Origin of the sequence: Rhodococcus sp. MH15, from assembly GCF_019266045.1 — a bacterium.
GTDB lineage: Bacteria > Actinomycetota > Actinomycetes > Mycobacteriales > Mycobacteriaceae > Rhodococcus_F > Rhodococcus_F qingshengii.
This window is the reverse complement of record NZ_LPNP01000052.1, coordinates 1-20,981: the sequence shown is the minus strand read 5'-3', so window position 1 is coordinate 20,981 and position 20,981 is coordinate 1. Positions and strand designations below refer to the sequence as shown.

Here is a 20,981-nt window from a genome sequence, read left to right as displayed (position 1 = left end):
ATTGGGCTTCTACGAGTAGGAAGATCCGGTCGAGACGTCCTGTGTGACACGAGTCGGCAAACAAATTTCGGCCCCTGGGCGGCGCACGTGACGGGCAGGTGATTGACACGCTTTCGGTCTGCGTCCGATGCGGGGCAGTATCACTAAAACTCCGTTTTGGGTCGTCGATAATTACACCTAGAGTGATATTATTGGTGCATGAAAGGTGATGATCGATTCCTGGCGCTGGCTGACCTCGCCCAGGACCAGTGGGGTATGTTCACCTCAGCGCAGGCCGCCGAGTCGGGCGTAAGTGCGCAACACCTCAAGCGGTTGGCAGACCGATTCATCCTCACCCGCATCAGACATGGCGTGTACCGGCTGACAGGGACGCCGATTCACCCCACCGATCACGTGCGCGCCCAGTGGCTTGCACTCGACCCGACACGCTCGGCGACAGAGCGCATCGGCAGTGCCGATCCCCGCGGGGTCGCCTCTCATCGAACGGCTGCCGACTTGAGACAACTCGGCGACATCGATGCTGACATTGCAGAGTTCACCGTTCCGCGCCGGCGCAACACACGTAGCGACGGAGTCCGTTTCCACGTCGCCACGCTGGACCCCACACACTGGTCTCTACTCGATGGCCTGCCCGTCACGACGACAGCAAGGACGATCGTCGACCTCGCATCTTCTCGAACAGACGGTGGACACCTCGCTGGCGTGGTGTGGGATGCATTGCGCACCGATCAGGTCTCGCGGGGGCAGTTGGAGTCCGAACTGCGCCCATTTGCGCACCTCTACGGCGCACCCCTCGGTGACGGAGCAGGGTTGATCGCCGCCCTCATCGACGATGTCGCCGCCTCGGACCTGAGGTCCGCACCGACCGATACGAGAGCCTCTCGCCAGGAGGAAGCCGCTGGCGAGGTCGGGCACGGTCCCGGCGTCCTGAATATTCTGCGTGATCCCGCCCTGCCCGCCGCACTTCGCGCGCTGCGTAAACAAGGAATCGTATAGTGGCACAACACTATCCGTCGGCAGCAGCATTTCACCGGGCACTGCTGGCACGCCTGGGAAGCCAGGCAAAGACATCCGGTCGCACGACTGAGGAACTTCAACGCGAGTACTTCACCCAGCGGTTCCTGGCGAGGGTGTTCTCGTCACCTGATTCGCGGTGGATCCTCACCGGAGGCGGTGGAATGCTCGTTCGCATCCCTGGGGCCCGTCACAGCCAAGACGTCGATCTGCTTCATCCCGGAACAGACATCATCGGTGCCGTCGACGAACTACGAGCTCTAAGCGTCCGCCCGGACCTGGACCGGTTCACTTTCGAGATCGAGGCGAAAGGATCACTGACCGGCGTCAGTCGGGGTGCTCAATTGAAAGCAACCGTTTATCTCGGCACTACGCGCGTAGGAAACTTTCCGATCGACATTGCGATCGAACGCACCTTGATCGGACCGGTGGAACGACTACAGCCCCGCCCTGCCGTCGAGATCGCAGACGTCTCGACGCTGCCGGCCTTCACGGTCGTACCTATCGCTGACCAGATCGCTGACAAACTGTGCGCGATGTACGAACTTCACGGGCCTCAGAAGGTCACTCCCTCAACGCGATTCCGTGATCTCGTTGATCTGCTACTCATCATCACCTCATGCACGGTCGACGCCAAAGACACTGTGAACGCACTACGGGCCCAACAAACCCGCCGCGTGCTCACACTCCCCCACACGCTTGCATCTCCCGGGCCGAGCTGGGCCGCCGGCTATCGTGCACTCGCGTCGAAGACATCGTTGAAATCCGAGCTTCATACGCTCGACGACGCACTCGCCGAGCTCAGCCGTGCACTGTCTCCATTGCTGTCGGGGCGGAGATCCACAGGGACATGGGACCCCGCCGCGCGGCAGTGGGTGCCGGCCGAGCTCGACTGAGGTCACACCAGTTCAGGTACCTGAACAGGCTTGCGGATCGAGACGTAGGAACTGTCCGGAATCGCAAGATCGCCCACCTCGTCGGTGTCACTGCGCCAGGTCAACGAGAGCAACGAGTCTTCGATGATGTCGGGCTCGGGTTCGGTGTCGACAACGACCCACTCGTCGGTGTCCTCCATCAACAACAGATCACCCAGTGCCACGTCAGCGGCGCGAACATCCTGGACAGGTCCGTATTGGTCCTCGTGTTCGTCTCCACTGGCGAATGCATAGTCCGATTCCTCGCTTAGAGCCGCATCATCGACCGCCTCCTTGACGACGGTGAGTCTGGTTCGGGTCTGGTCGAGGTTCGACTGTTCTGTTCGGATTGCAGGATCGGCCAGTTTGTCGAGAAACGCCGCCGCAGCTGCGGGATCGTTTTTCGCGAGCGTCGGTCTGCGGTAGGTGTCGAGGTCGACGAAGTCCGCCATCGCTGGTCGCTTCGTCGGAGTTTCGGGCGCCCCCAACAGACCCAACAATGCGGTCGGCGATGCGATTCGGCGATCGGTATCGCGGTTCATCCGTGCTCGCTTGAGTACCGGGTCGAGGTCGGGCCGGTCACTGGCAAGGACCCAGTCAGCGGCGACGTAGTCGAAATAGGTCAAAGGTGCGGGTTCTGACGTTTCGTCGGAGGCGTCGATGTCCGGGAGAGATTCCGGAGGAACGATCAGCAACCGCGGGTGTCTGGTCACCGGTGGCCGGAGCCTGTCGAGGAGATCGGCGTCCGGAGTACCGTCACGGGTCTTTCGTGGATCCGGCACGCGGTAGCACTGGATTTCGAGCGGCTGATAGTTGTCGGTGACAGTGGTGCCTCGCCCGCGGCACTTGCGCGGAACGCTCGTGCCGATCGTCGGAGACTGCCACATCATGGTGGCCGCTTGAGGTGAGAGCCGTCCCATGGAGATGCGCATCGCGAAGTTGTCGCGCATGTCGCCGAGGAAGTAGATCGCGTCGGGACGCTGAGTACCGAAGACCAGATGCACTCGCGAGGTACGCGCTTTGCGTGCCATCGACGCCAGCATGGCGAGCACCGGTGGTTGTCTCGGGCCGCCTTTCGGTTTGACCGAGGTGTACCAGTCTTCGACATTGCCGCGGAATTCCGCCCACTCGTCGAGGAACACCAGCACCGGTTCGAAATCCGCTTCCGTTGCCTCGCCGGTGACGATCTTCTGGTAGCGGTACTCCATCAAGTCGCGTGCACGATGCACCATCGCAACTTGCTGCTCGATGGTCGTGGCGACCACTTGGACGTTGGGCCAGTCCTGGAAGCCGAGGAATTCGACATATTTTCCATCGAGCACCCAGATCGGCCATCCGCGGCGCGAGAAGTTGACCAACAGGTTGTGTGCCGTCACTGTCTTGCCGCTACCGGGAGGTCCGATCAGCATCAGATTCGGATCGATCGCGGGGCGCCACACCACCTCGTTGCCGTCTTCGTCGACCCCGTAGGGGATCTCCACTGAGTCGTAGCTGGCCAACAAATCGACATCCGGGTCGATGTCCGGGGCGGGCAGCCAAACGCTGTCGGGGAACGCAGCACGTTGCTCGAACGTCACCTCGTCCGTGTGATGGTTCCACTTTGCACGCCAGCGTCCGGGGAACATCGCATTGATCGCGCGTTCGACACGAGTGCGATAGCCATCAGACACGAGCTTCGATCCGATTTCGTGCCGCACCATCATGGAGGTGACTTCACCTGTCTTGGTATCGACATCAATCGCAGTCACTGTTGCGGTCGGTCCCAGCAGTTGCCCGACATAGCGTTTTGCACGCGCCACCGCTTCACTGTCAGAGGGCTCTCGTTCCGGCTCCGCTGCGGGCGTGAAGATCAACCGCCGACGGTTGGGATCGTGCTCGGCGAGTGCAAAGAACCCCCACCCCTGGTCTTCGAAAACCTCGCAAATGTCGTCGAACCATGTGTCGTCGTTCAGCGGCTGCGCCGACGTGTAATACACGGTGAGTTTTCCCGGCACGCCCGGAGTCCCTCCGCTCCACTTCGATACCGACAACACCGCCCGCGTCGCTTCCGGGATTCCCATGACTGGGCAGAGTCGTTCGATTACTTCGTCGACCTCGACATCGCGCAGTTGTTTTTTCTTCCCCGCGACTCCGGCGTACACCGCGCCTATCGACAGTCCTGCGGCCGCCGGAACTGACAAGGCGGCATACCCGAACAGCGGCGCCCCGGCGCCGACACCCACTGCCGCGCTTCCGAGGCAGAAGCTGTCGCGAACCCAAGTCCGCGACCGCGCCGGCAGTGAACTTATGCGAGGGGTACGAGCGAATCTGGCGGGAGCCTTTTCCTGCGCAGGACTCGTCATCGCCGACCCCCGATCACCCGACGGCGATCGAATCCGGTCTGCATCTGCATGGCGCTCCTCCTGTGGTCGGCCAACCGCGCGCACGCGCAGTTGCCTCGAATGGTTCTTCTACTCGCAGGAAGATCCCGCCAACCCGAGCTGAGTGACATCGCGGCCGAAGAAATCTCTCTCCACTTTCACTCAAGCCGGAACAGCTACGTGTAAATCCGACACCGCCCCGCATCAGATGCACCACGAGTGAGATGTTCATGGGAGGCATCCCATGGCACTCCCACGGCAACTCCCCTTCGCGGAACTCGTAGAACAACTCGCGCTCACATCAATAGCGAAATGACACCGTCACCCCTTGACACGTGGGTTACGCTCCGAACAGCGCAACGAAGTGAGCATGGATCGGAGCGACCCCCCCGCGTAGGGGATAAATTCTCTCCCCGGCAACTACACCGATTCGCGCTGCTCAGCAGGTTGCGGGGCTCCGGAACGAGGATCCGAGCCGTCCATCTATCCCACGCCTCAGCCAACAGACAATCTGAAAAGAACCTTCTCCCGTGGGCGTCCCAAGCCCGTCCCCTTAGCCAATCAACGGCCACGCACCTGTTGTTCAACAGCCTGCGATGTGTCCGGTCGCGAGCTGTTTCGCGCGAGTCTCACCCACACAAGTTCGAGCAGATTCCCGCATCGCAAGTTTCGGCACACAAGTTGGGGAACGTCCTCGCCGGTCCTGCAGATGCCTTTCGACCCTGACCCAGGCGACGGGTCGCGCCTAGGGGTCCCGGGCAATGGCTTCAGTTCAGGTCCGCTTGCGGCTCGCGATCTCGTCGGAGAGCCGCTGCACATGGGCGGCGCCCGCGTCCCTGGCAAGGGCGACGTAGTGGTCCATGACGGCCGGCCGGTAGCGCACGGGCAACGTCTGTCCCGGGGCGAGTCGTGTCAGCTCGGTGATCGTGAGGTCTTCGTCTGCGATACCGCGAAACAAGATGCCGTCGGAGGTCTCCACGTCGAACATCAGGACCACGCGTGGATTGCTGTTGACCTCCCGCCAGTCGACGAGAACGCCGAGCGCAAGCACCCCCGTCCGCAGTTCCGCATTGCGCTTGCGTGCATCACTGCTCATGAGCGGGTTCGGGGCGACGCCCGGAAAGTCGGGCCCGACGCCGAGCGATTCCCGACTCAGGTCAGGCCTGAGCTTCGACATCACATCGTCGAGCGTCATCTTCGAATCGTTGCGCTTCTTCTTCCAACCGAACATCCTGACCCCTCCCTCACAGCGGCGCCGGAATCTCGGCCTGGAGCTTCGCGCTCGGTGCGATCGTAACGGCCGGCATTGCCCGAATCAGACAGATGACCGACGCAAAAACATGCCGATGCCGACTCGTTGGATCCAGCGCGGCGATCTGCGGTGGTCTCCGGGTGGCGGGGTTCGACGCTGATGTTCGGATCCGAGCACTGGCCGTTATTGCCAACGATCATTCGAGCTGGTCAACGTACATTGCTGGCGAGATCCTGCAATCCGAAAGTCGTCATGAGCCCGACCTCGCGGAGATCGCGTGGTCGAGCTGTGGCAACAACACCGGGGCGAACAGATCGAGCAGTTATTTCCTCTCCGGATCGCAGCCAGAGCGTTAGTGCGGGAGGGGAGCCAGCATTACCCGCGCGGATTTGAAGCGATGCAGCAGCTGCGCCGTCAGTTTGAGATGTCGGGGCCTAGTGTCCTGCGCCGGTAGTAAGTTTCCGATATGGCTCTCGGAAACGGGTTGGTCGCTCGCATCGAGCGGACCGTGGACTTCTACGGTCCCGGTCGTCCGATTCCGGCAGACGAGCTTCACGCGCGATTGCATGCACTCGACATCGTCCCGGACAAAGACTTCACCGAGTTCGTGGGACGTTGGGGCGGATGCTTCGTGGGCGTGTCAGTGCACGCATGGGACAACGCCGAACTTATCGGTCGTGAGACATGCATCGAGCTGACCATTGGGGCACGTGACGCATACGGCGCCCTCATCGACGGGGTGGTGTTCGCTGACGACGGGTCGGGGAATCCGATCTGGATCGCTGCGGACGGAAGCGTGCGCTTGGTCGACCATGACAACGCGAACACAGTTATTCGACTGGCTGCCAGTTTCCGCACGCTGTTGGAGGAGAACGTCGACGACTGACTCACGAAGGCATCCGCGCGATGCCGGCTGCCTCTTGTCGCCCTCGCGGGCTGCATGTCCGCGGTGGTCGCCCCAACGACCGGACCTGTCACCGAGATGATCGAAGGCGTTGCGGGCGTCGTGGCTGGGGCCGGCCTACGGATACACGCATGTCGCCCCCTCGACGGGGCACTAGTTCATCGGACGGCTACTGCGCTTACACGCCAGACGCCGATTTTGACGGCACTCATGTAGACGGCGAAGGTGTTTTTGCTCAGTTCTTTTCCATCAGGTCCGGTGGCAGTTTGTGTCACTGCGAGCACACGGGAAACTTTGGCTGGTTGATCAGCAGGGTGTTCGTCGCCGGCAATGCTCGCTGTGGCAATGACGATCGCGTGGTCGTCTGCCCAGTTCTGCCATTGCTTACCGGTGATCGGTGCAAGCGCAATGAATGAGTCGGCATTCGCGGCGTAGTACCTCTCGTCGAGGAGTGGCGCCGCCCGTTGAGCTGCCGCGGATTGGTTTACGTCCTTGCCTGGGGCGTAAGAGAGCATGGTGCGAGCGGCGGCGAGCATGACCGATTCTGCATCGTTCTCGTTGGCTCCGGCCAGTGTGTCGGGGAGCGCTGGAGGCGGAGTGGTGGTCAGGGCTGGAGGGGCGGTCGGCGGCGACGGAACTGTCGTCGGCGCCGAGCCGGATTGGCTACTTTCAGCGAGGACGTCTGTCGATGGGAGTGGCGGTACCGTCCACGAGCTGTCGGATTCGGCGCTCGTTTCCACCGGATGATCTTCGGGTTCGTCGCTTCCTCCGCACGCTGTCAGTACCAACGCGGCAGATGTGAGAGCAGCAAGAGCAATCGAGCGTTTGCGAGTAATCATTATGAAGGTTCCTATCCGAATCGTTTGACGTACATCTCTTCGCCGGCCCAGCCGGAGAGCGGCATGATCGAGACGCTTTTCCCCGATTCCGGGGCGTTGAGCAACATGTCCTGTCCGTTTTCGGTGCCGTAGAAAATGCCGACGTGATGGGTGTCGCCGCCTGCGCCGAAGTAGATCAGGTCACCTGGGCGCTTCTGGTCGAACGGAATGTCTTGGCCGCGGGAGTCGTACAGCTGGCCGGGGTTGGAGTGACTTCCGGTGAAGTGAGGGAGCAAAATTTGGCCACCGGAGGCTTGGTAAACCGCGTACAACGTCAAGCCTGAGCAGTCGAAGCCGACCTTGTTCAAATCGCCGTTCGCATCTCCTGCCCCGCCACCATCACTGATGCCTTTCGTTGGACCGTTCTGATCTCCGCCTCCCCACGCGTACGTTGTTCCGATCCATTGGGAGGCCGCAGCGATCACGTTCGCTCCGAACGGCCCACCCGGCTTGAACTGAGGTCCACCGGGGTTCGAGGTCCCAGGCGCGCAGGCGCCGCCGTCGATGATCGTTGTTGCGGCGCCACCCTTGACGATGTCTGCCAGCTCCTGCGGCGTCAGGTCTTTGCCTGAACCTTTGAACTGCGAAGCTAGTTGCCGAGCGAGCGTTTCGTCGTCGGCGTATGCCTCCGGGTGAGCCGATCCCTGCACGGTTTGGGCGGCGACGGTGACTGGCATGGATTGCCAGCCCGAAACTTTGAGCAACGCGTCAAAGAATTTGACGTTCGCCGTTACGGGGTTCATCAGCTCTTCCGCGGTGCCCCAGATGCCGACTTGTTGTTGGTATTGATTGACCGAGAGGTGGTCGCTTCCGACGCCGTCGTGGGGATATTGCAGCGACTCGGGCACGTTGGAGCTGGCGAGCATTCGGTAGGTCGATTCCTGGCTCATGGTGGCCAAGGCAACTACGATTCCTTGATCAGGAACGCCCATGGACTCGCCTATGGCGACAGCTTGTTTCGCCAGCGCCGTTTGGCTTGCGTTGAGACCACCCGTGCCGGCGGGGGTGGATTTCGCCACCAACTCTGCATCGGGCTGAGTTGGGGCGGAGGCTGCTGCAGGGGAGGCGGTTCCTTGTTGCTTGAGCCAGGGAACCGGGTCGACTCCACCGCCCATCGACCATTGTCCTGGGTAGATACCAAAGTGCAGGTGCGGGCCGCTGGATTGTCCTTCGCTGCCGACTTTGCCGATGAGTTGGCCTGCGGTGACCTTGTCGCCGGCTTTGACGAGCACTCCTGCTGCGGTCATGTGCCCGTAGAGAGATTCGACGGTCTGCCCGTCGATGGTGTGCCGGATGCGGATCCAGTGTCCGTAGCCCGAGGCCGGTCCAGCGACGACGACTTCACCGTCTCCTGCAGCGTAGAAGGGGGTATCCAGCGGGGCCGCGTAATCTTGTCCGTCATGCATTCCGCCTTCTCGCATGCCGAACGGCGAGCTGATCGTGTACGTACCTTCGGCCATCGGAACTGCCAGAGATCCGGGTTTCAGACCTACCAACGATCCGTCTGCACGAATGTCGGTACCGGTCGGCTGACCGCAGGTGGTGTCCTCACCGGTGAGGGACAAGATGACGAGAATCGGCGCCATCAGCACGACCATGCACACGATCGGCACGGAGATGAGGATCCACCACCACCACTTCTTCGACGAACTTTCCGAATCGGGGGATGGTGGTGCGGCGAGGAGCGTCATCAGCGAGGCCGCCGGGTCAGCGAGCTCGGCTGCGGGGTCCTCGCGTTACCCGCTCCTGCTTGAGCTGCCGCCGCCATCAGTCCGGCAGTTCTGGAGCCGGATCCGGTGGGAATGTTGACGGCGGGAACAACTGGAGCGGCGGGCGGACGTGCCGGCGCGGCGGTTGGCTTCGGCGCCTTCGGGGCGCGGGTGGGAGTGGTGGGCAACAGCAGCGGCGCACCGGAATCGGTGGTGAATTCGCGGAAGGCCCGACCGTCTGGTGCAACGGTTTTCGATGCTGAACTGCGAACTTGTCCACGCTCCGGAGCAAGACCCGACGGCGCCGTGCCAATCGACTTCTTGATGCCCGGTTTGTCTGCGACAGCCGATTTCGAAAGTCGACTGCGCACCGCGGCCGCCGCGCTATCCGCACCGGTTCCACGGCTCGGTGAGCTCGTAGAGGACCGTGAACCCGAGGACTGTGAACGGGCCATCGTGGCCGGGTCGGAGAGATTGTCGATCGACTTCTTGGCCTTCTTCGCTCCGGAGACTGCTTTCGTGCCCGCCCAGACTGCGGCAGCGACGCCTCCCGTTACCGCAGTCGACGTCGCTGTGCCAGCTACTGAGCCAACGGCCTTGGTCGATGTGGTCGCTTTCTTCGCGATCTTGCCTGCGCCCTGGACCGCGGCCTTGCCGCCACGGTAGATCTGCCGGCCCTGCGCAGCCATCAACGCGATATCTCGACCCGACGTAGGGGTAGATCTGGTGATGGATGTCGGTGCGGCATCGGGTCGCTTCGCCAAAATCGACGCCAGACTGTCCGACATCCGTTGCAGACCCTTGATCGCGCGACGGAAGAGGAGGAGTGCGACGATCAGGAAGATGTCGACGAAGAAGACGGTGCGGATGAGATTCGATTCGTCTGAAGCGAAAAGGTCTTGGACGACGAGCACGTATCCGACCAGGAAAACTATGGAAAACATCATCTGCAGCAGCGACATCGCGACGTTGGCGATCGTGCGCCAAAACTGTCCACGCATCGACGGTGCGATGGCAACGACGATGCCAGGGATGGATTTGATGGCGTTGCCGATCGAAACGCCTACAGCGAGAACCAACCTGCCCGCCAGGTAGATCGCGAAGAGCATCAGCAGAGTGCCGGCGAAGATCAAGAAGAGCAGACCCATCGCTTGACCAGGGCCAGGATTGTCGGCGTATTGCTTCATCGGACCGTCATCGCCATCACACGCCGCGATCGCGTCTTTGATGCGATCTTCAGGCTTGTCATCCGGATTGAGCAGATCCAGGGCCGCCCCCGCGCCGGGAAGAATGTCACCAACCTTCTCTTGCACCTTGTCCATGACCCCGGGCCCGTCCGGGGTCGCGGCGTAAGCCTCGTCGAATTCCTTGACGCACTTGCCGTTGTTGTCCGGCGCATCAAGCACGACCCCGAAGTTGATCAGCTGAGTGGGCTGGCGCAGGAAGGTATCTACGAGGGTCGATTTGATGGTGTCGATCTCCTGATCGGCGTTGCCGCTGGTATTTCCACCGTTCGCCAGTCCCGACGCGACTTCGAGTCCGGCATCGCGTGCAGCGAAGACCAGGCCGTCGTTACCGACGACCCGGTCGAGGGGGTTGGCGAGAAATCCGACGGCCGCGGCCGCGATGACACACGACATGAGCAGTTCGTAGATGCCCGTGGAGAAGCGCCCGCGTACGAACCACACGGCCACGCTGAATCCGGCGATGGTCAACATCAGTGGGGTGAGCGCGAATTGGTCGGTGATCGAGGTGACGGAGTCTGCGATGGTGCGGACCGGCGTGAGAATCATTTCGATCCAGTCGAAGGACAACGCGTAAGTGATGAACCAGATCGCCGTCGCCATCATGAATCGGAAGACCTCGTATTCGAGGGTGATGATGTACGCCCAGATCATTCTCCAGCCGCCGCCCATTGAGGCGTTGCCCTTGTCGATCGAGAGGAAGTAGCTCCAGGCGTCGATTCCGTGCGTGTCCTTGAGCGCCATCCATGCGAAGAACGGTGATGCACCTCCTCCTCCGCTGGGGTCCGCAGCCGCGGGCGTAGCGAAAATCAGCAAAAGTGCACCAAGAGCGTGCCATCCCGCGGCCACCCGAATGAGCAGGCGGCTCCACCAGCGTGACCACAGCCAGCGAGAGATCGGTTTGCTCACGTACATGATGACGACCAACCAGGATTCGGGAATCCACGCTTGGGCGATCCGGCTGGCGGAGTGCAGGAGCCAACGCAGTGAGTGTGTGACCGCGGCGCGGACGCTGAAGTACTCGCGGGCTTCGGGACTGCCCTCGACAGCGTCCTGGTCGAGGGGGTGCGCCGCGGTCGAGGTCATGCCTTCACCAGCTTCTTGTTGTCTTTCGGGGTAGTCAGCGCGGCTTCACGGCGCGATTCGGTGGCGGGGAGAAGAGTTTTGATGCGGCCGACGTTTCCGCTGCCGTCTCGCATGTAGCCCTCGCCTCGGCGGTGCGGCTCGACGTAGCCGTCTTTTCCCGTGACCGGCGCTGTCTGCTCCGTGAGCTCTTTGACTAGGTCTTGGTTCTCTGGGTCCAGGCCCAGCCACTCGATCGCGCGCTTGGCGAGGCCTTCGTCGGTGTGGCGATGAACAAATCGGGTTTTGATGAGGCCGCGAAGTTTCGGCGTCCCGAACGCGCAGTCCTGATCACCTAATCCCACTGCTGCAGAGGACTTTCGGCCTTGAAGTACGAAATCTTCGACGATGTCGATACCGTCGTCGGCGTTGAGAAGGTGATGAGCTTCGTCGACGAGGAACAGCGCCATCTGGTCGGCGTCGGCGAAGCACTGACCGCGGGCGATCTTCGCGATGAGTGTGTAGACGGCGTGACCGAATCGCTTCTCGAGCGGCAAATTGTCGTACAGGTGCTGCTTCTCTGTCTGCAGCTGGGTGGGGAGCTCCACGCGGTGGGTGCGGAAGATAATCGCCGGCGCGGTGATCGGCAATGCCGGAAGGTCTTTCGCGAAGAGCGCTGCGGCATAGGTCAACCGGGCGTAGACGTTCATCTCCTCGCCGAGGTCGTAGGCACCGTCGATCAGGCAGTCGGCGGAGAGGAGGTGCTCGGTGAGCTCGCCAAGCCCTGCGTAGGGGTGCTTCGCGCGATAGGACGGTTCGAGCACCTTGGCCAGCGCCTTGCCGTGCGTTGATGTCGGCTGGATTCGCAGCAACGCCAGCATCACCGATTGCGTCATCTCCGCCGCGATGTTGGGCGGGAAGATCCGCAGTGGGTCGGTGCTGTAATCGGGCTCGACCAGATCGACGATGACCGCATCCGTGACCGCCCGAGCCCAGTTGGCGTATTCACCGAGGTCACTTTGATCGATACCGATGACCTGGCCGCCGCAGTCGACGACGTGACCGGCAATCACCTTCATGGTGACGGACTTTCCGGATCCGAGCTCCCCGGTGACAGCCCACGAAGAGGACTGGTCGCGGAGGGACTTACCGAGTATGTCGTTGTGTACCGCACCGATCCGGGCTGCCGTGATGTTCAGTGCGAGCAGAGGTCCGGAACTGTCGCCCAGATCGTTGCGAGTGAACGGCATGTAGGCAGCAAAATGTGTCGAGGTGGTGATGTGCCCGAATTCGCGCACGATCTTCGACGAGGGAACGCCGGGAATCATCGCCCACCACAAGTCCTCTTGAAATCCGAGCGGCGCGACCAGCTTGTAGTCCTGATGTTCAAAGGACTTCTTCACTGTTTGGGCTTCAGCGAGGGCCTGCTCTTCGGTGGGCGCGCCTACGGCAAAAAGCGCTGTCCAGGCGACTTCGACCTCGTCACGGTTGGTTTCGAGAAGCGAGCTGTACTCGGTCAGTGCAGAGGCTGCGATATCGAGGGCGCCCTGTCCGCCTGCCAGCTCGCCTTCCCGCTGCTCGTACTGTTCTTTGAGGTTTTCCAGCGCACGCTTGTTCGCACGCATCACGTCAGCGCCTGCTGTCACCTTGAGTCGAGCAACGAAATCGACGTCGATGTCTCCGAAGTCATCCGCCAGGGAAAAGAATTCCGAGCCGGGAAAGAGGACACCACCGGAGGGCATATCCGCTAGCGCGAGAATCACCTGGTACGACGCCGGCCGATCATCGATGTCGTAGGGCTGGTCGACCTTGAGAACTCGACTGAATATGGGAACCTTCGGACGCCACCAAGTCGTGGGCGCATCGCGATCTGATTGCGCGCCTTCGTCGAGTCGTGCTGGGGCGAGCGCCGCTCCCGATTTCGGGGAAGGCGTGGACGCGGCGCCAGGCATGTCTCGATCGACATGGAGGCCGCGGGTCATGGAGTGCTGCCAGAGCCAAACCATCTGTGCTGGTGTTGCCGGTCGAGCTTCGAAGACTGCGGGGATATCGGCGACGATGAGATCCGCTTGGCGAATACGCGCCCGGACCTCGTCTTCGGGGACGGAGGTTCGAGGGAGTCCGATGAAGTCCGACAGCGACGTCCATGCCGCGTGCGTGGCGGCTTTTGCCTGTCCTGCGAGTCCGGTCGTTGTCAGGGGGATGCTCAGATAGAACACTCGTTGGCCGGGGCGATAGAGCTCGATGGAGTCGAGGGTCGCTTCGCATTCGATCGCCCAGTCTGCGTGGACGTCGAGATCAACCCCTTCGGTCATCCTCGCCACGACCGCTTCCGCACTCAGCGACGACGCGATGCCCATCAACATCGATTCGCCGGGCAGTGCGCGCACGAGCATCGTGTGCAGAGTCCGGGCGGTGCGCTTGTCGACGTTGGGTCGGTAGCCGTAGTCCATTCCGCTCAGTACGTAGTCGGCCCACACGACACCGGATTTCGTCCACCGGATATTTGCTGCCATCGACAGAGTTGGCTGTTCCATTGCGGCGGATCGCTTTCTACTCGGGGTTTCCGGCGTTGGCCAGTGCAAGGAGTTCCTTGACGCTTGATCGGCCGGGGCGCGGGGCGGGGTCGTTTGGTGAGAGGGTGGGCAGTTCATGAGGTCGCGACCGAGTGCCGACAGCGTTGTGTGCGACCGGTACAGATTCAGAAGGGGATTCGGGTTCCACAGCAGCGACGAGTTGGTCCTCGATGCGCGGATCGGCAGTGATGTAGCCGCCGGCGTGAACGAGGTGCGGTGCTCGGATATTCACGCGTTTGCCGTTGATCTTCAGCTTGGCCTCAGGCGGCGCGAAGACGGCCTTTTTGACCCCTTGAGCGACAGATGCTGGGCTTCGGCCGGCCAATCGGAGCTTGCCGACGACGAACACCGTGCCGCCGCAGCATGCGACGAAAAATCCGACGTTCCACGTGATGTTGTCGCCGAGCCACAACGGATGCAGGAGCCACAGGATTGCTCCGACAGCGGCGCCACTGACTGCTTGCGGGACTGTGTAGGGGCCGAAAGGGAGCTTCTTACCGTCGGGTGTGCGGCCGATCAGCTGAGGGATTTTCCGAGCTGTTGTGAAGTCTTTGATGACTTCGACGTTGTTGTCGTCGTTCATGCGGGCACCGACTCGCGTGAGGAGTTCTGTCGGTGTGCTCGTGTGGTCGCGTCCGTTGCCGCGGTGGTTACCTCGGACATCTGCAGTCCTCCTTGTCAGGGTCGGTGAAGGGCGATTCGAGTGGGCGCGCGGTCGCCGTTTACACCGGCAGATCCAGACTCGGGTCCGGCGCTTCTACGACCTGCACGACAGAGATGGCCAGGTCCTCTCCGGTTCGGTCCTTGAGGGAGTCCATGTTGAAGACAACCCAGAGCGCTGCAGCACCGATGAGGGCGGAGACGACCAGCCGGGCGATCGTGAAGGACTGCATCAAGTTCCGGAGAAGGAAGTACAGGACCAGGCAGCTGGCTGCAGATTGGAGGGCGACCTTTCCGTTGTTGGTCAGCTCTCCGATCTTTTCGAAGACACCGGCGGCGACGATCGCGGTGTTGGGGTCAGCGGCGGCTAGTGCGAGGGACATGATGGGTCACCTTTCGGTTCGAGGGGTCAATTTCCTGAAGGGGAAAACAGTGGGACTTCGCCGACAGCTGGAAGCGACGATCCGGGTGTTTGGCTTGGCGCGGGAGCCTGAGCCGGCGCTACGGATGTCGGTGCGGAAGTCGACGGAGCGTTCTTCGGAGTCGACGGGGACGGGGCGCTCGTGGTCGACGAATTGACTCCGCTGCGAGGAGCAGTAGCGGCAAAGAGCGGCGTTGAGTCGATGGCGCTGACTTCCCAGCGACCGCCGCGGGAAGTCATCGTCAGCGCGTACTGACCGTTGACAGATTCGGCGTCGGTGATCTTCAAAGATGCAGTGATCAACAAGCGCACGACGTCGCCATCTGAACGCGGTGCAGCCGAGTTCGACGCACTGAGATCGACCGAGGAGAGCACATCGGTGAGTGCGATGCTGCGGTACGGCGCCGGGACGATCGGTGCGATGGAGACCCCCGGCGTCAGGTAGCGAGCAACCTCGCCGTTGCCTGTCAGAAGTGCGGCGAGGAACTGGTTGGCCGAGGTTCCGATCGGGTGATTCGCGACTCGGAACTTATATCCGAGTTGAAGGTCTACAGCTGTCGACGGCTGCGCAACTTCGGAAGGAAGTGTGGCGGCGCGCGCACCGGATTCGGTCACAACAACAGGAACTTGGAAGTAGCGCCGAACGATTGTTGCGGAGGCATCGTTGGCGGGGCGTACCGAGACCGATACCGTCACGGCGTAGGTTCGTGCGTCGCGATCGAAGACAATTGATGCGATGGCGGGGTCCGTCGCAACGTAGAGCGCAGATGCCGGAATATTCGGTGGCGTGGCAACGAACCGTTCGATCTCACGCTCGTTTCCTCGGCTGCCTTGAAGCCACGTCACGACCAGTTGACGGGCTACATCTTCGGCTTGGGCTTGTGCTGCGGTGTCAATGCTTTGCGCTTCGTTGTCAGTTGCTTTGACGACTGCCGGAGTTGACGACGAGCCGAATACGACGAGCAGCAGTGAGACAATTCCTGCGACGAGAGCGGCGATGATCGCACCGCGAATTGCGCGTGTAGTCCACTGCTGACGAAGGCCCCACTGGACTCGCTCTGCGCGCACACGCTCCTCTACTTCATCGACGATCGTCTCGGTGGAATCGGCGGTTGCGGAACCATCCTGCTTCGGTTTCGGAGTGCGCCCGAAGTTGTTGATCTTCTTCCAATCAATGTTCATCGGATACCTGCCTCGGACGGCTGCTCTGACGAGTCGAGTTCTGATTCGCCATCCGGGATGTCGGCGCTCATTGCCCGCGCAAGCGCTGCACGAGCGGCCGGCACCTCTGCGAATACCAACAACGAGAGCGCGGCGCTGGCATCTTCGTCGAATGGGTTTCGTGTGAGAGCCGCAGCGACTCGACGGATCTCCTCAGCAATGGCATGGGCGTAGCCGAGATCGTGCAGTAGCGCTTGCATCGAGTCGTGCATCCGGTCCTCCTGGCGACTGGCGAGTGTGAAAGCCGCACCGATTTTGTGGGCTTCTACTTGTAGGAAGATCCGGGCGCGAAGACCTGAGTGACAGAGCTCGCCAAACTTTTTTCAAAGTTTTTTCCGAGCGCGGCCAGTTGCTTGTTGCCAGAGGTTCAAACGTGCACGTCGATGCCTTCGATGCACGCGCATCTACTCACGGCAAAGCTCGCGGCAACAACATCTCCGGCAACAACAAACACTCCCCTGGCAACAACAAACGTGCAGGTCAGAGGCAATATAGGGCTGCTCTACTGGGCGCGAGACCAACCTCGCACGCGCACAGAGGAGACCCGTGGAAATGTCCACCCACGCAGCAACCGCCCCCAGCCATTCGTCGTCCGCCTTGCCGTCCCATATCGCGGCTCGAGGCGACCTTTACAGCCGTCTGAACACCGAATGGATGCAGCTGTGCGCACGACCCTCAGCAGCGGCAGAGGTGCTCACATGGTCGGTCAATCAGCCGGCCTTGAATCAGGTTCAGGAACTCAACGACTTGGCCGGCGCCCATCGTCTCGATCGCGACGCCGTACTGCTGGCACTGTTGACCCTCCACCAGGAGGGCAGCGTTCTCGCGGGGCGAGCGCTGTTGCAGCTGATGCTCGGGAAGTTGATCTCGTTGACCCGTCACGCGCGGGTGGCCGGCTTCGATTCCTACCACGCTTACGACGAGCGTGCGGCCACCACAATCGCCACTTTCATGTCATTGATAGCCGAGTATCGCCCGTCCGGCGAGAACATTTATGCAGCTCTCTTTTTGCGGACTTTGAAGAAGATCGCACACGAGAACACCTTTGCCGGTGAGATCCCCGCGTCGGATCTGATGGATCGTTCCGATGCTCCTGAGGCGGAAACCGAGAACCCATTTCTCGCCCAGGACTTGCTCGCTTGGGCTGTTCGGAACGGAGTCATCACCGGCACCGACCGAGCTTTGATTCAGCGCGCATATCTCGACCAGACCGACACCGATCTGACATCGATCGCGGCTGAGATCGGCATGACCTCGGCCGCACTTCGTCAGCGGCTCTATCGCGCTGTGTCGAAGATTCGGAACAGCGTAGGAACTTCGAATCAGACGTCGGATCATGCGCGCTTCGCCCGTGCATCGCGCAGCGCCCGGCCGATCGAACAGGCTTTGTGATGACTCGAACTCTCGACGCAGTTTCGTTGCTGGTGTGCTTCCTGATCGCTGGCTTCGTGATGAAGGAATCGTCCCTTCTTTTCGAGACTGCTGGAAGTTTCGACGCAGCGCTACGTATCCCTTCCGTGAGTCATCCCGAACTTTTGGGACAGCTGATGTCGCTCGCTCACCGCGCCGTCTTCACGGTCGTCGACCTTCTGCCGAACACCGTGACCGCACATTCGGGCAGCGGTCTTTCCACTTTGCCCTCGCTGTAATCGATGACGAAAAGAGATCTGTCATGACGACCATCGCTTCCCCATCTACCGACTACCGACGCGCCCGTTCGGTAGGTTCGGCGGCCCTTCTTACAGCAGCCGTGGCGTCAACTCTGCTCACGATCTCAACGCCGGGGACCGCTCATGCCGCACCGGCTTCTGCAGGCTGCCCCACTGCGGAGGTGGTCATGATGACGGGGACGTTCGAGACAGATTCGGGAGCAGATTCTTCGGTGGCGACGGGCCTTCTCAAGCAAGTGACTGATCCGCTTGTTCAGCAGTTCGGAAGCTCCATCAAAGTCACTTACCCTGCCTACGAAGCATCCGCGTTCAACAAGGGCAAGACTTACGGAACGAGTAAGGCCACCGGAATAGAGGCTGCCGCGAAAGTCATGCAGACCCGGGCAACGGAGTGCCCTAGTACTGTTTTCGCTCTCGGTGGTTACAGCCAAGGGGCGGATGTCGCGGGCGATCTGACGTGGCTGATCGGGCACGACAAGGGTCCGATTCCCGCGGAGAAGCTGATCGCGGTCGGCTTGGTTGCCGATCCCCGACAGAGTCCGAGCGAGGACAACACTCTCGTCGGTCCAGCTGTCGACGGAGTCGGTATTGCGGGGGCGCGGCCAGGCGGATTCGGAAAGACAGCCTCGGTAACGCGGTCGTACTGCGCACCTGACGACCTCTACTGCTCGACGAACAGCAACAAGGACGGGTTACTTGCCGGTCTCGGCCGAGTACTTTCACAGCCCCCTACTGCATCCGGTCCACAGCAGAGTGATGGCTCTCAGCCCAACACAGCGACCCTGCAGAACGCCCTGGTTTCGGACTACTCGAAGGTTGATCTCCCGGGCCTTGCCGGCAACGTCGACACTCTGCAGAAGCAGCTCCAGTCTGGTTCTCCCGACCTCGCCAGCGTGAGCGCAGCGGCATCCGACATTGCAAACACTCTGGTCCCTGTAGCGGATACGACCAAGTGGGTGACTCAGAATCCCGCCGTCGAACAATCACTCAAGTCAGCGGACGCATCGACGCCCGAGTTCACGGCCGGCAAGATCGTCGAGACGGTCAAGGGTATCGATGTGGCCGGCGCATTGAAGGCCGCCGATTCGATAACGAAGGCAGTCCAGGGAGCCACAGGCGCGGCGCAGGTGCCGCAGTTGCAGGCTTCCGTCGATGCTCTCGCCAATCAGGTTTCACCTTTGACGTCCACCCCGGCGGATGGGCTCTCCGTTGCCGCGAACGCGCTCTCGATCATCAAGCCGAGTGTCCTGATCGATCAGGTCACCCACATCGGGACGAATGCCTTCGCATTGGCCAACAACATTCCAGCTGTCGCCGACATCTTCACGACTCGGATCCCGCAGATCGTTCTCGATCCCGCGCTCGATCCCATGGCGAAGGTCAAGGCGGTGCACGCCGAGTTCGACCGAATCAATGTTCTCTTCGAACCACTCGTCAAGCTCGCTGCAGGACTGGACTACAAGACCGCAGCATCACTCATCGCGATGATCCCCGACCCGTCCGGTACCGCTCAGATCGTGTCGATGATCGTCGGACTCGTCGGCAACCTCGATATCATCGGTTTGGCCAACTCCGCCGGCGAACTGCAGAAGCAGCTCTGGCACGCGATCGAAACCGGCGATGTCATCGGAGCCGGTCTGGGTGCACTCCCCCACATCCTCGACTTCGCGAAGATCGCGGTAGGCACGCTCGGGGGTGGACAGAAGACTGATCCGGCCAAACTCGGAGCAGCGTCCGCATCGTCGGCGACCGGCCAGCAGCTAACTCAGCAGTCCCAGACAGGGGACCTTGGTGGGCTCGCTTCGAATCTCACCGCGCTGGCAGGTTCTGACGGCGCCGATGCACTGGCACAGATCGGGACTGAAGGACTGAAGTTCGCTTCGTTCATCGGTTCCGGAGCTCACCAGAGCTACGGAGAAATGGTCATCGACTCCGCTGGAACGACCGCCCTCCAGGATCTGACCAACCACTTCCGCGACGCGATTGCGAAAGTGACCGCCTGACTCCCCTGACCTCAACTCTGCACAAGGTCAGCAGTCAAACAATGAACCGCACGGCCAGGGAAGGGTCTCACCGTCCAAAGGTGGGGCCCTTTTCGCTTTCCCATTTTCTACATATCCACTCGTCACGTGCGAGAGAATTAGGGATGAGCAGACCGAGTGACGACGTTCGCCTGTTGACGATCTCAAACACTGTTTCGGATCGCCTCAAGTCACTCCCCGCAGACTATGAGGCCGCTTCAGCACTGATTGCCTCAGCTGCCTTTCAAGTGGGGTTCACTCGCATAGCTGCGGGACTGGCGCAAGAGATGGCTGGCCCCAAGGGTGACACGTACATCCATGAACGCTTCGCACCCGAGCAATTCGATGTCCTACAACTAGCCCCGATCGATTTTGCCTCGCGCACGGCCCTGACTTGCCTCGATCTTTGCGCAGCTGCTGCGTATCGACTGCGACGAGCAGGGCGGTTCGATCCCCATGGCGAGTCTGACCTGGAACACCTGAGGGAGGCGATCAGGAAGAACGGTGTGCAGCTCCACGAAGGCCAGGAACGGTGGCGCCAGGCCTTAATGGGCGATAACAAGTTCAGACTCCTCAAACTGGTGCGGGACCAGGTCACTCATCGAGCGCTGGAGAGACACACCACTATTGGCGAGGGCCCGCCGAAAACAACAATCACGATCGAGGGCAAGCCATACGACGGGACGGTCGCTACTCTTTTCGCCGACTTCGCGGAGTCCCAGTATCAGGCGTTCACCACCGCAGTCCTCGCCGATTATCCTGATCGTCGGTCCCCTACACAGAACAACTGATTTCGACACTTCAGATCGACAATGCCGCATCGGCAAGGATCGCAATCCAGTCCATGCTGGCAGCTACCCTCCACGCCATGGCAACTCCTTCACCGTTCGGCAACAGCGGTCGCGATCTGTTTGTTGTTCACGTCAATACCGCAGCGACCGACAACGGCGAGTGTCAATGGCCACGAAGTTCTCCCCGTAGGCGGCCAGTAGTTCTCCCCGCTGGTGGCCACGGGTTCTCCCCGGTGGCGGCCAGTTGTTTTTCCCCACCCGCTTTCTGATTTGGGTTAGCTGAA

The 20,981-nt window shown here is 61.3% G+C and carries 17 protein-coding genes; 7 read left to right on the top strand and 10 right to left on the bottom strand.

Annotated features, from left to right (window positions below):
* The first annotated feature begins 198 nt into the window (after positions 1-198).
* Complete coding sequence (locus ATN37_RS01880) at positions 199-996, top strand: type IV toxin-antitoxin system AbiEi family antitoxin domain-containing protein (RefSeq protein ID WP_125053277.1); 798 nt, start codon at positions 199-201, stop codon at positions 994-996.
* On the top strand, positions 996-1,910 hold the full coding sequence (locus ATN37_RS01875) for a nucleotidyl transferase AbiEii/AbiGii toxin family protein (protein ID WP_182262168.1): 915 nt from the start codon (positions 996-998) through the stop codon (positions 1,908-1,910). Before ATN37_RS01880 ends, ATN37_RS01875 begins: the two co-directional genes overlap by 1 nt.
* Before the next feature lie 2 nt (positions 1,911-1,912).
* On the opposite strand, the gene ATN37_RS01870 is transcribed toward ATN37_RS01875, so the two are convergent.
* Together ATN37_RS01870 and ATN37_RS01865 are read right to left on the bottom strand one after the other, a co-directional pair.
* Positions 1,913-4,270, bottom strand: coding sequence for an FtsK/SpoIIIE domain-containing protein (locus tag ATN37_RS01870; RefSeq protein ID WP_225320448.1), 2,358 nt, complete (start codon positions 4,268-4,270; stop codon positions 1,913-1,915).
* A 790-nt stretch (positions 4,271-5,060) separates the two neighbouring features.
* Positions 5,061-5,519, bottom strand: a complete 459-nt coding sequence (locus ATN37_RS01865) for a hypothetical protein (protein ID WP_182262170.1) — start codon at positions 5,517-5,519, stop codon at positions 5,061-5,063.
* A gap of 487 nt (positions 5,520-6,006) precedes the next feature.
* On the opposite strand from ATN37_RS01865, the gene ATN37_RS01860 reads away from it, so the two are divergent.
* Entirely contained in the window at positions 6,007-6,426 is a 420-nt protein-coding gene (locus tag ATN37_RS01860; RefSeq protein ID WP_218694653.1) for an SMI1/KNR4 family protein, read from the top strand.
* A 176-nt stretch (positions 6,427-6,602) separates the two neighbouring features.
* Here the strand turns inward: ATN37_RS01860 and ATN37_RS01855 are convergent, their stop codons facing one another.
* The 8 genes from ATN37_RS01855 to ATN37_RS01820 form a co-directional block, all read right to left on the bottom strand.
* Entirely contained in the window at positions 6,603-7,283 is a 681-nt protein-coding gene (locus ATN37_RS01855) for a hypothetical protein (protein ID WP_182262172.1), read from the bottom strand.
* A gap of 11 nt (positions 7,284-7,294) precedes the next feature.
* Positions 7,295-9,013 carry a peptidoglycan DD-metalloendopeptidase family protein gene (locus tag ATN37_RS01850; protein WP_182262173.1) on the bottom strand — a complete coding sequence of 573 codons (1,719 nt, stop codon included), beginning with the start codon at positions 9,011-9,013 and terminating at the stop codon, positions 7,295-7,297.
* Positions 9,013-11,361, bottom strand: a complete 2,349-nt coding sequence (locus ATN37_RS01845; RefSeq protein WP_218694652.1) for a hypothetical protein — start codon at positions 11,359-11,361, stop codon at positions 9,013-9,015. The genes ATN37_RS01850 and ATN37_RS01845 overlap by 1 nt, the downstream gene beginning before the upstream one ends.
* The gene (locus ATN37_RS01840) at positions 11,358-13,853 is read right to left on the bottom strand and encodes an ATP-binding protein (protein ID WP_256933097.1); all 2,496 of its coding nucleotides are present in this window, start codon (positions 13,851-13,853) and stop codon (positions 11,358-11,360) included. The genes ATN37_RS01845 and ATN37_RS01840 overlap by 4 nt, the downstream gene beginning before the upstream one ends.
* Before the next feature lie 37 nt (positions 13,854-13,890).
* Complete coding sequence (locus ATN37_RS01835; RefSeq protein WP_182262176.1) at positions 13,891-14,496, bottom strand: hypothetical protein; 606 nt, start codon at positions 14,494-14,496, stop codon at positions 13,891-13,893.
* 139 nt (positions 14,497-14,635) lie between these two features.
* The gene (locus ATN37_RS01830; RefSeq protein ID WP_011331713.1) at positions 14,636-14,956 is read right to left on the bottom strand and encodes a hypothetical protein; all 321 of its coding nucleotides are present in this window, start codon (positions 14,954-14,956) and stop codon (positions 14,636-14,638) included.
* A gap of 26 nt (positions 14,957-14,982) precedes the next feature.
* Complete coding sequence (locus tag ATN37_RS01825; protein WP_182262177.1) at positions 14,983-16,176, bottom strand: conjugal transfer protein; 1,194 nt, start codon at positions 16,174-16,176, stop codon at positions 14,983-14,985.
* Positions 16,173-16,427 (bottom strand): hypothetical protein, encoded by a 255-nt coding sequence (locus ATN37_RS01820; protein ID WP_182262178.1) that lies wholly within the window; start codon positions 16,425-16,427, stop codon positions 16,173-16,175. The genes ATN37_RS01825 and ATN37_RS01820 overlap by 4 nt, the downstream gene beginning before the upstream one ends.
* 340 nt (positions 16,428-16,767) lie before the next feature.
* On the opposite strand from ATN37_RS01820, the gene ATN37_RS01815 reads away from it, so the two are divergent.
* The 4 genes from ATN37_RS01815 to ATN37_RS01800 all read left to right on the top strand — a co-directional run bounded on the left by ATN37_RS01815 (position 16,768) and on the right by ATN37_RS01800 (position 20,697).
* Positions 16,768-17,607, top strand: coding sequence for a sigma-70 family RNA polymerase sigma factor (locus ATN37_RS01815; RefSeq protein ID WP_182262179.1), 840 nt, complete (start codon positions 16,768-16,770; stop codon positions 17,605-17,607).
* Positions 17,607-17,864, top strand: coding sequence for a hypothetical protein (locus ATN37_RS01810; protein ID WP_182262180.1), 258 nt, complete (start codon positions 17,607-17,609; stop codon positions 17,862-17,864). Before ATN37_RS01815 ends, ATN37_RS01810 begins: the two co-directional genes overlap by 1 nt.
* Positions 17,865-17,887: 23 nt before the next feature.
* Positions 17,888-19,888: a cutinase family protein gene (locus ATN37_RS01805; protein ID WP_209922987.1), complete on the top strand. Its 2,001-nt coding sequence runs from the start codon at positions 17,888-17,890 to the stop codon at positions 19,886-19,888.
* A gap of 143 nt (positions 19,889-20,031) precedes the next feature.
* Positions 20,032-20,697 (top strand): hypothetical protein, encoded by a 666-nt coding sequence (locus ATN37_RS01800; RefSeq protein ID WP_182262182.1) that lies wholly within the window; start codon positions 20,032-20,034, stop codon positions 20,695-20,697.
* Positions 20,698-20,981 lie beyond the last annotated feature (284 nt).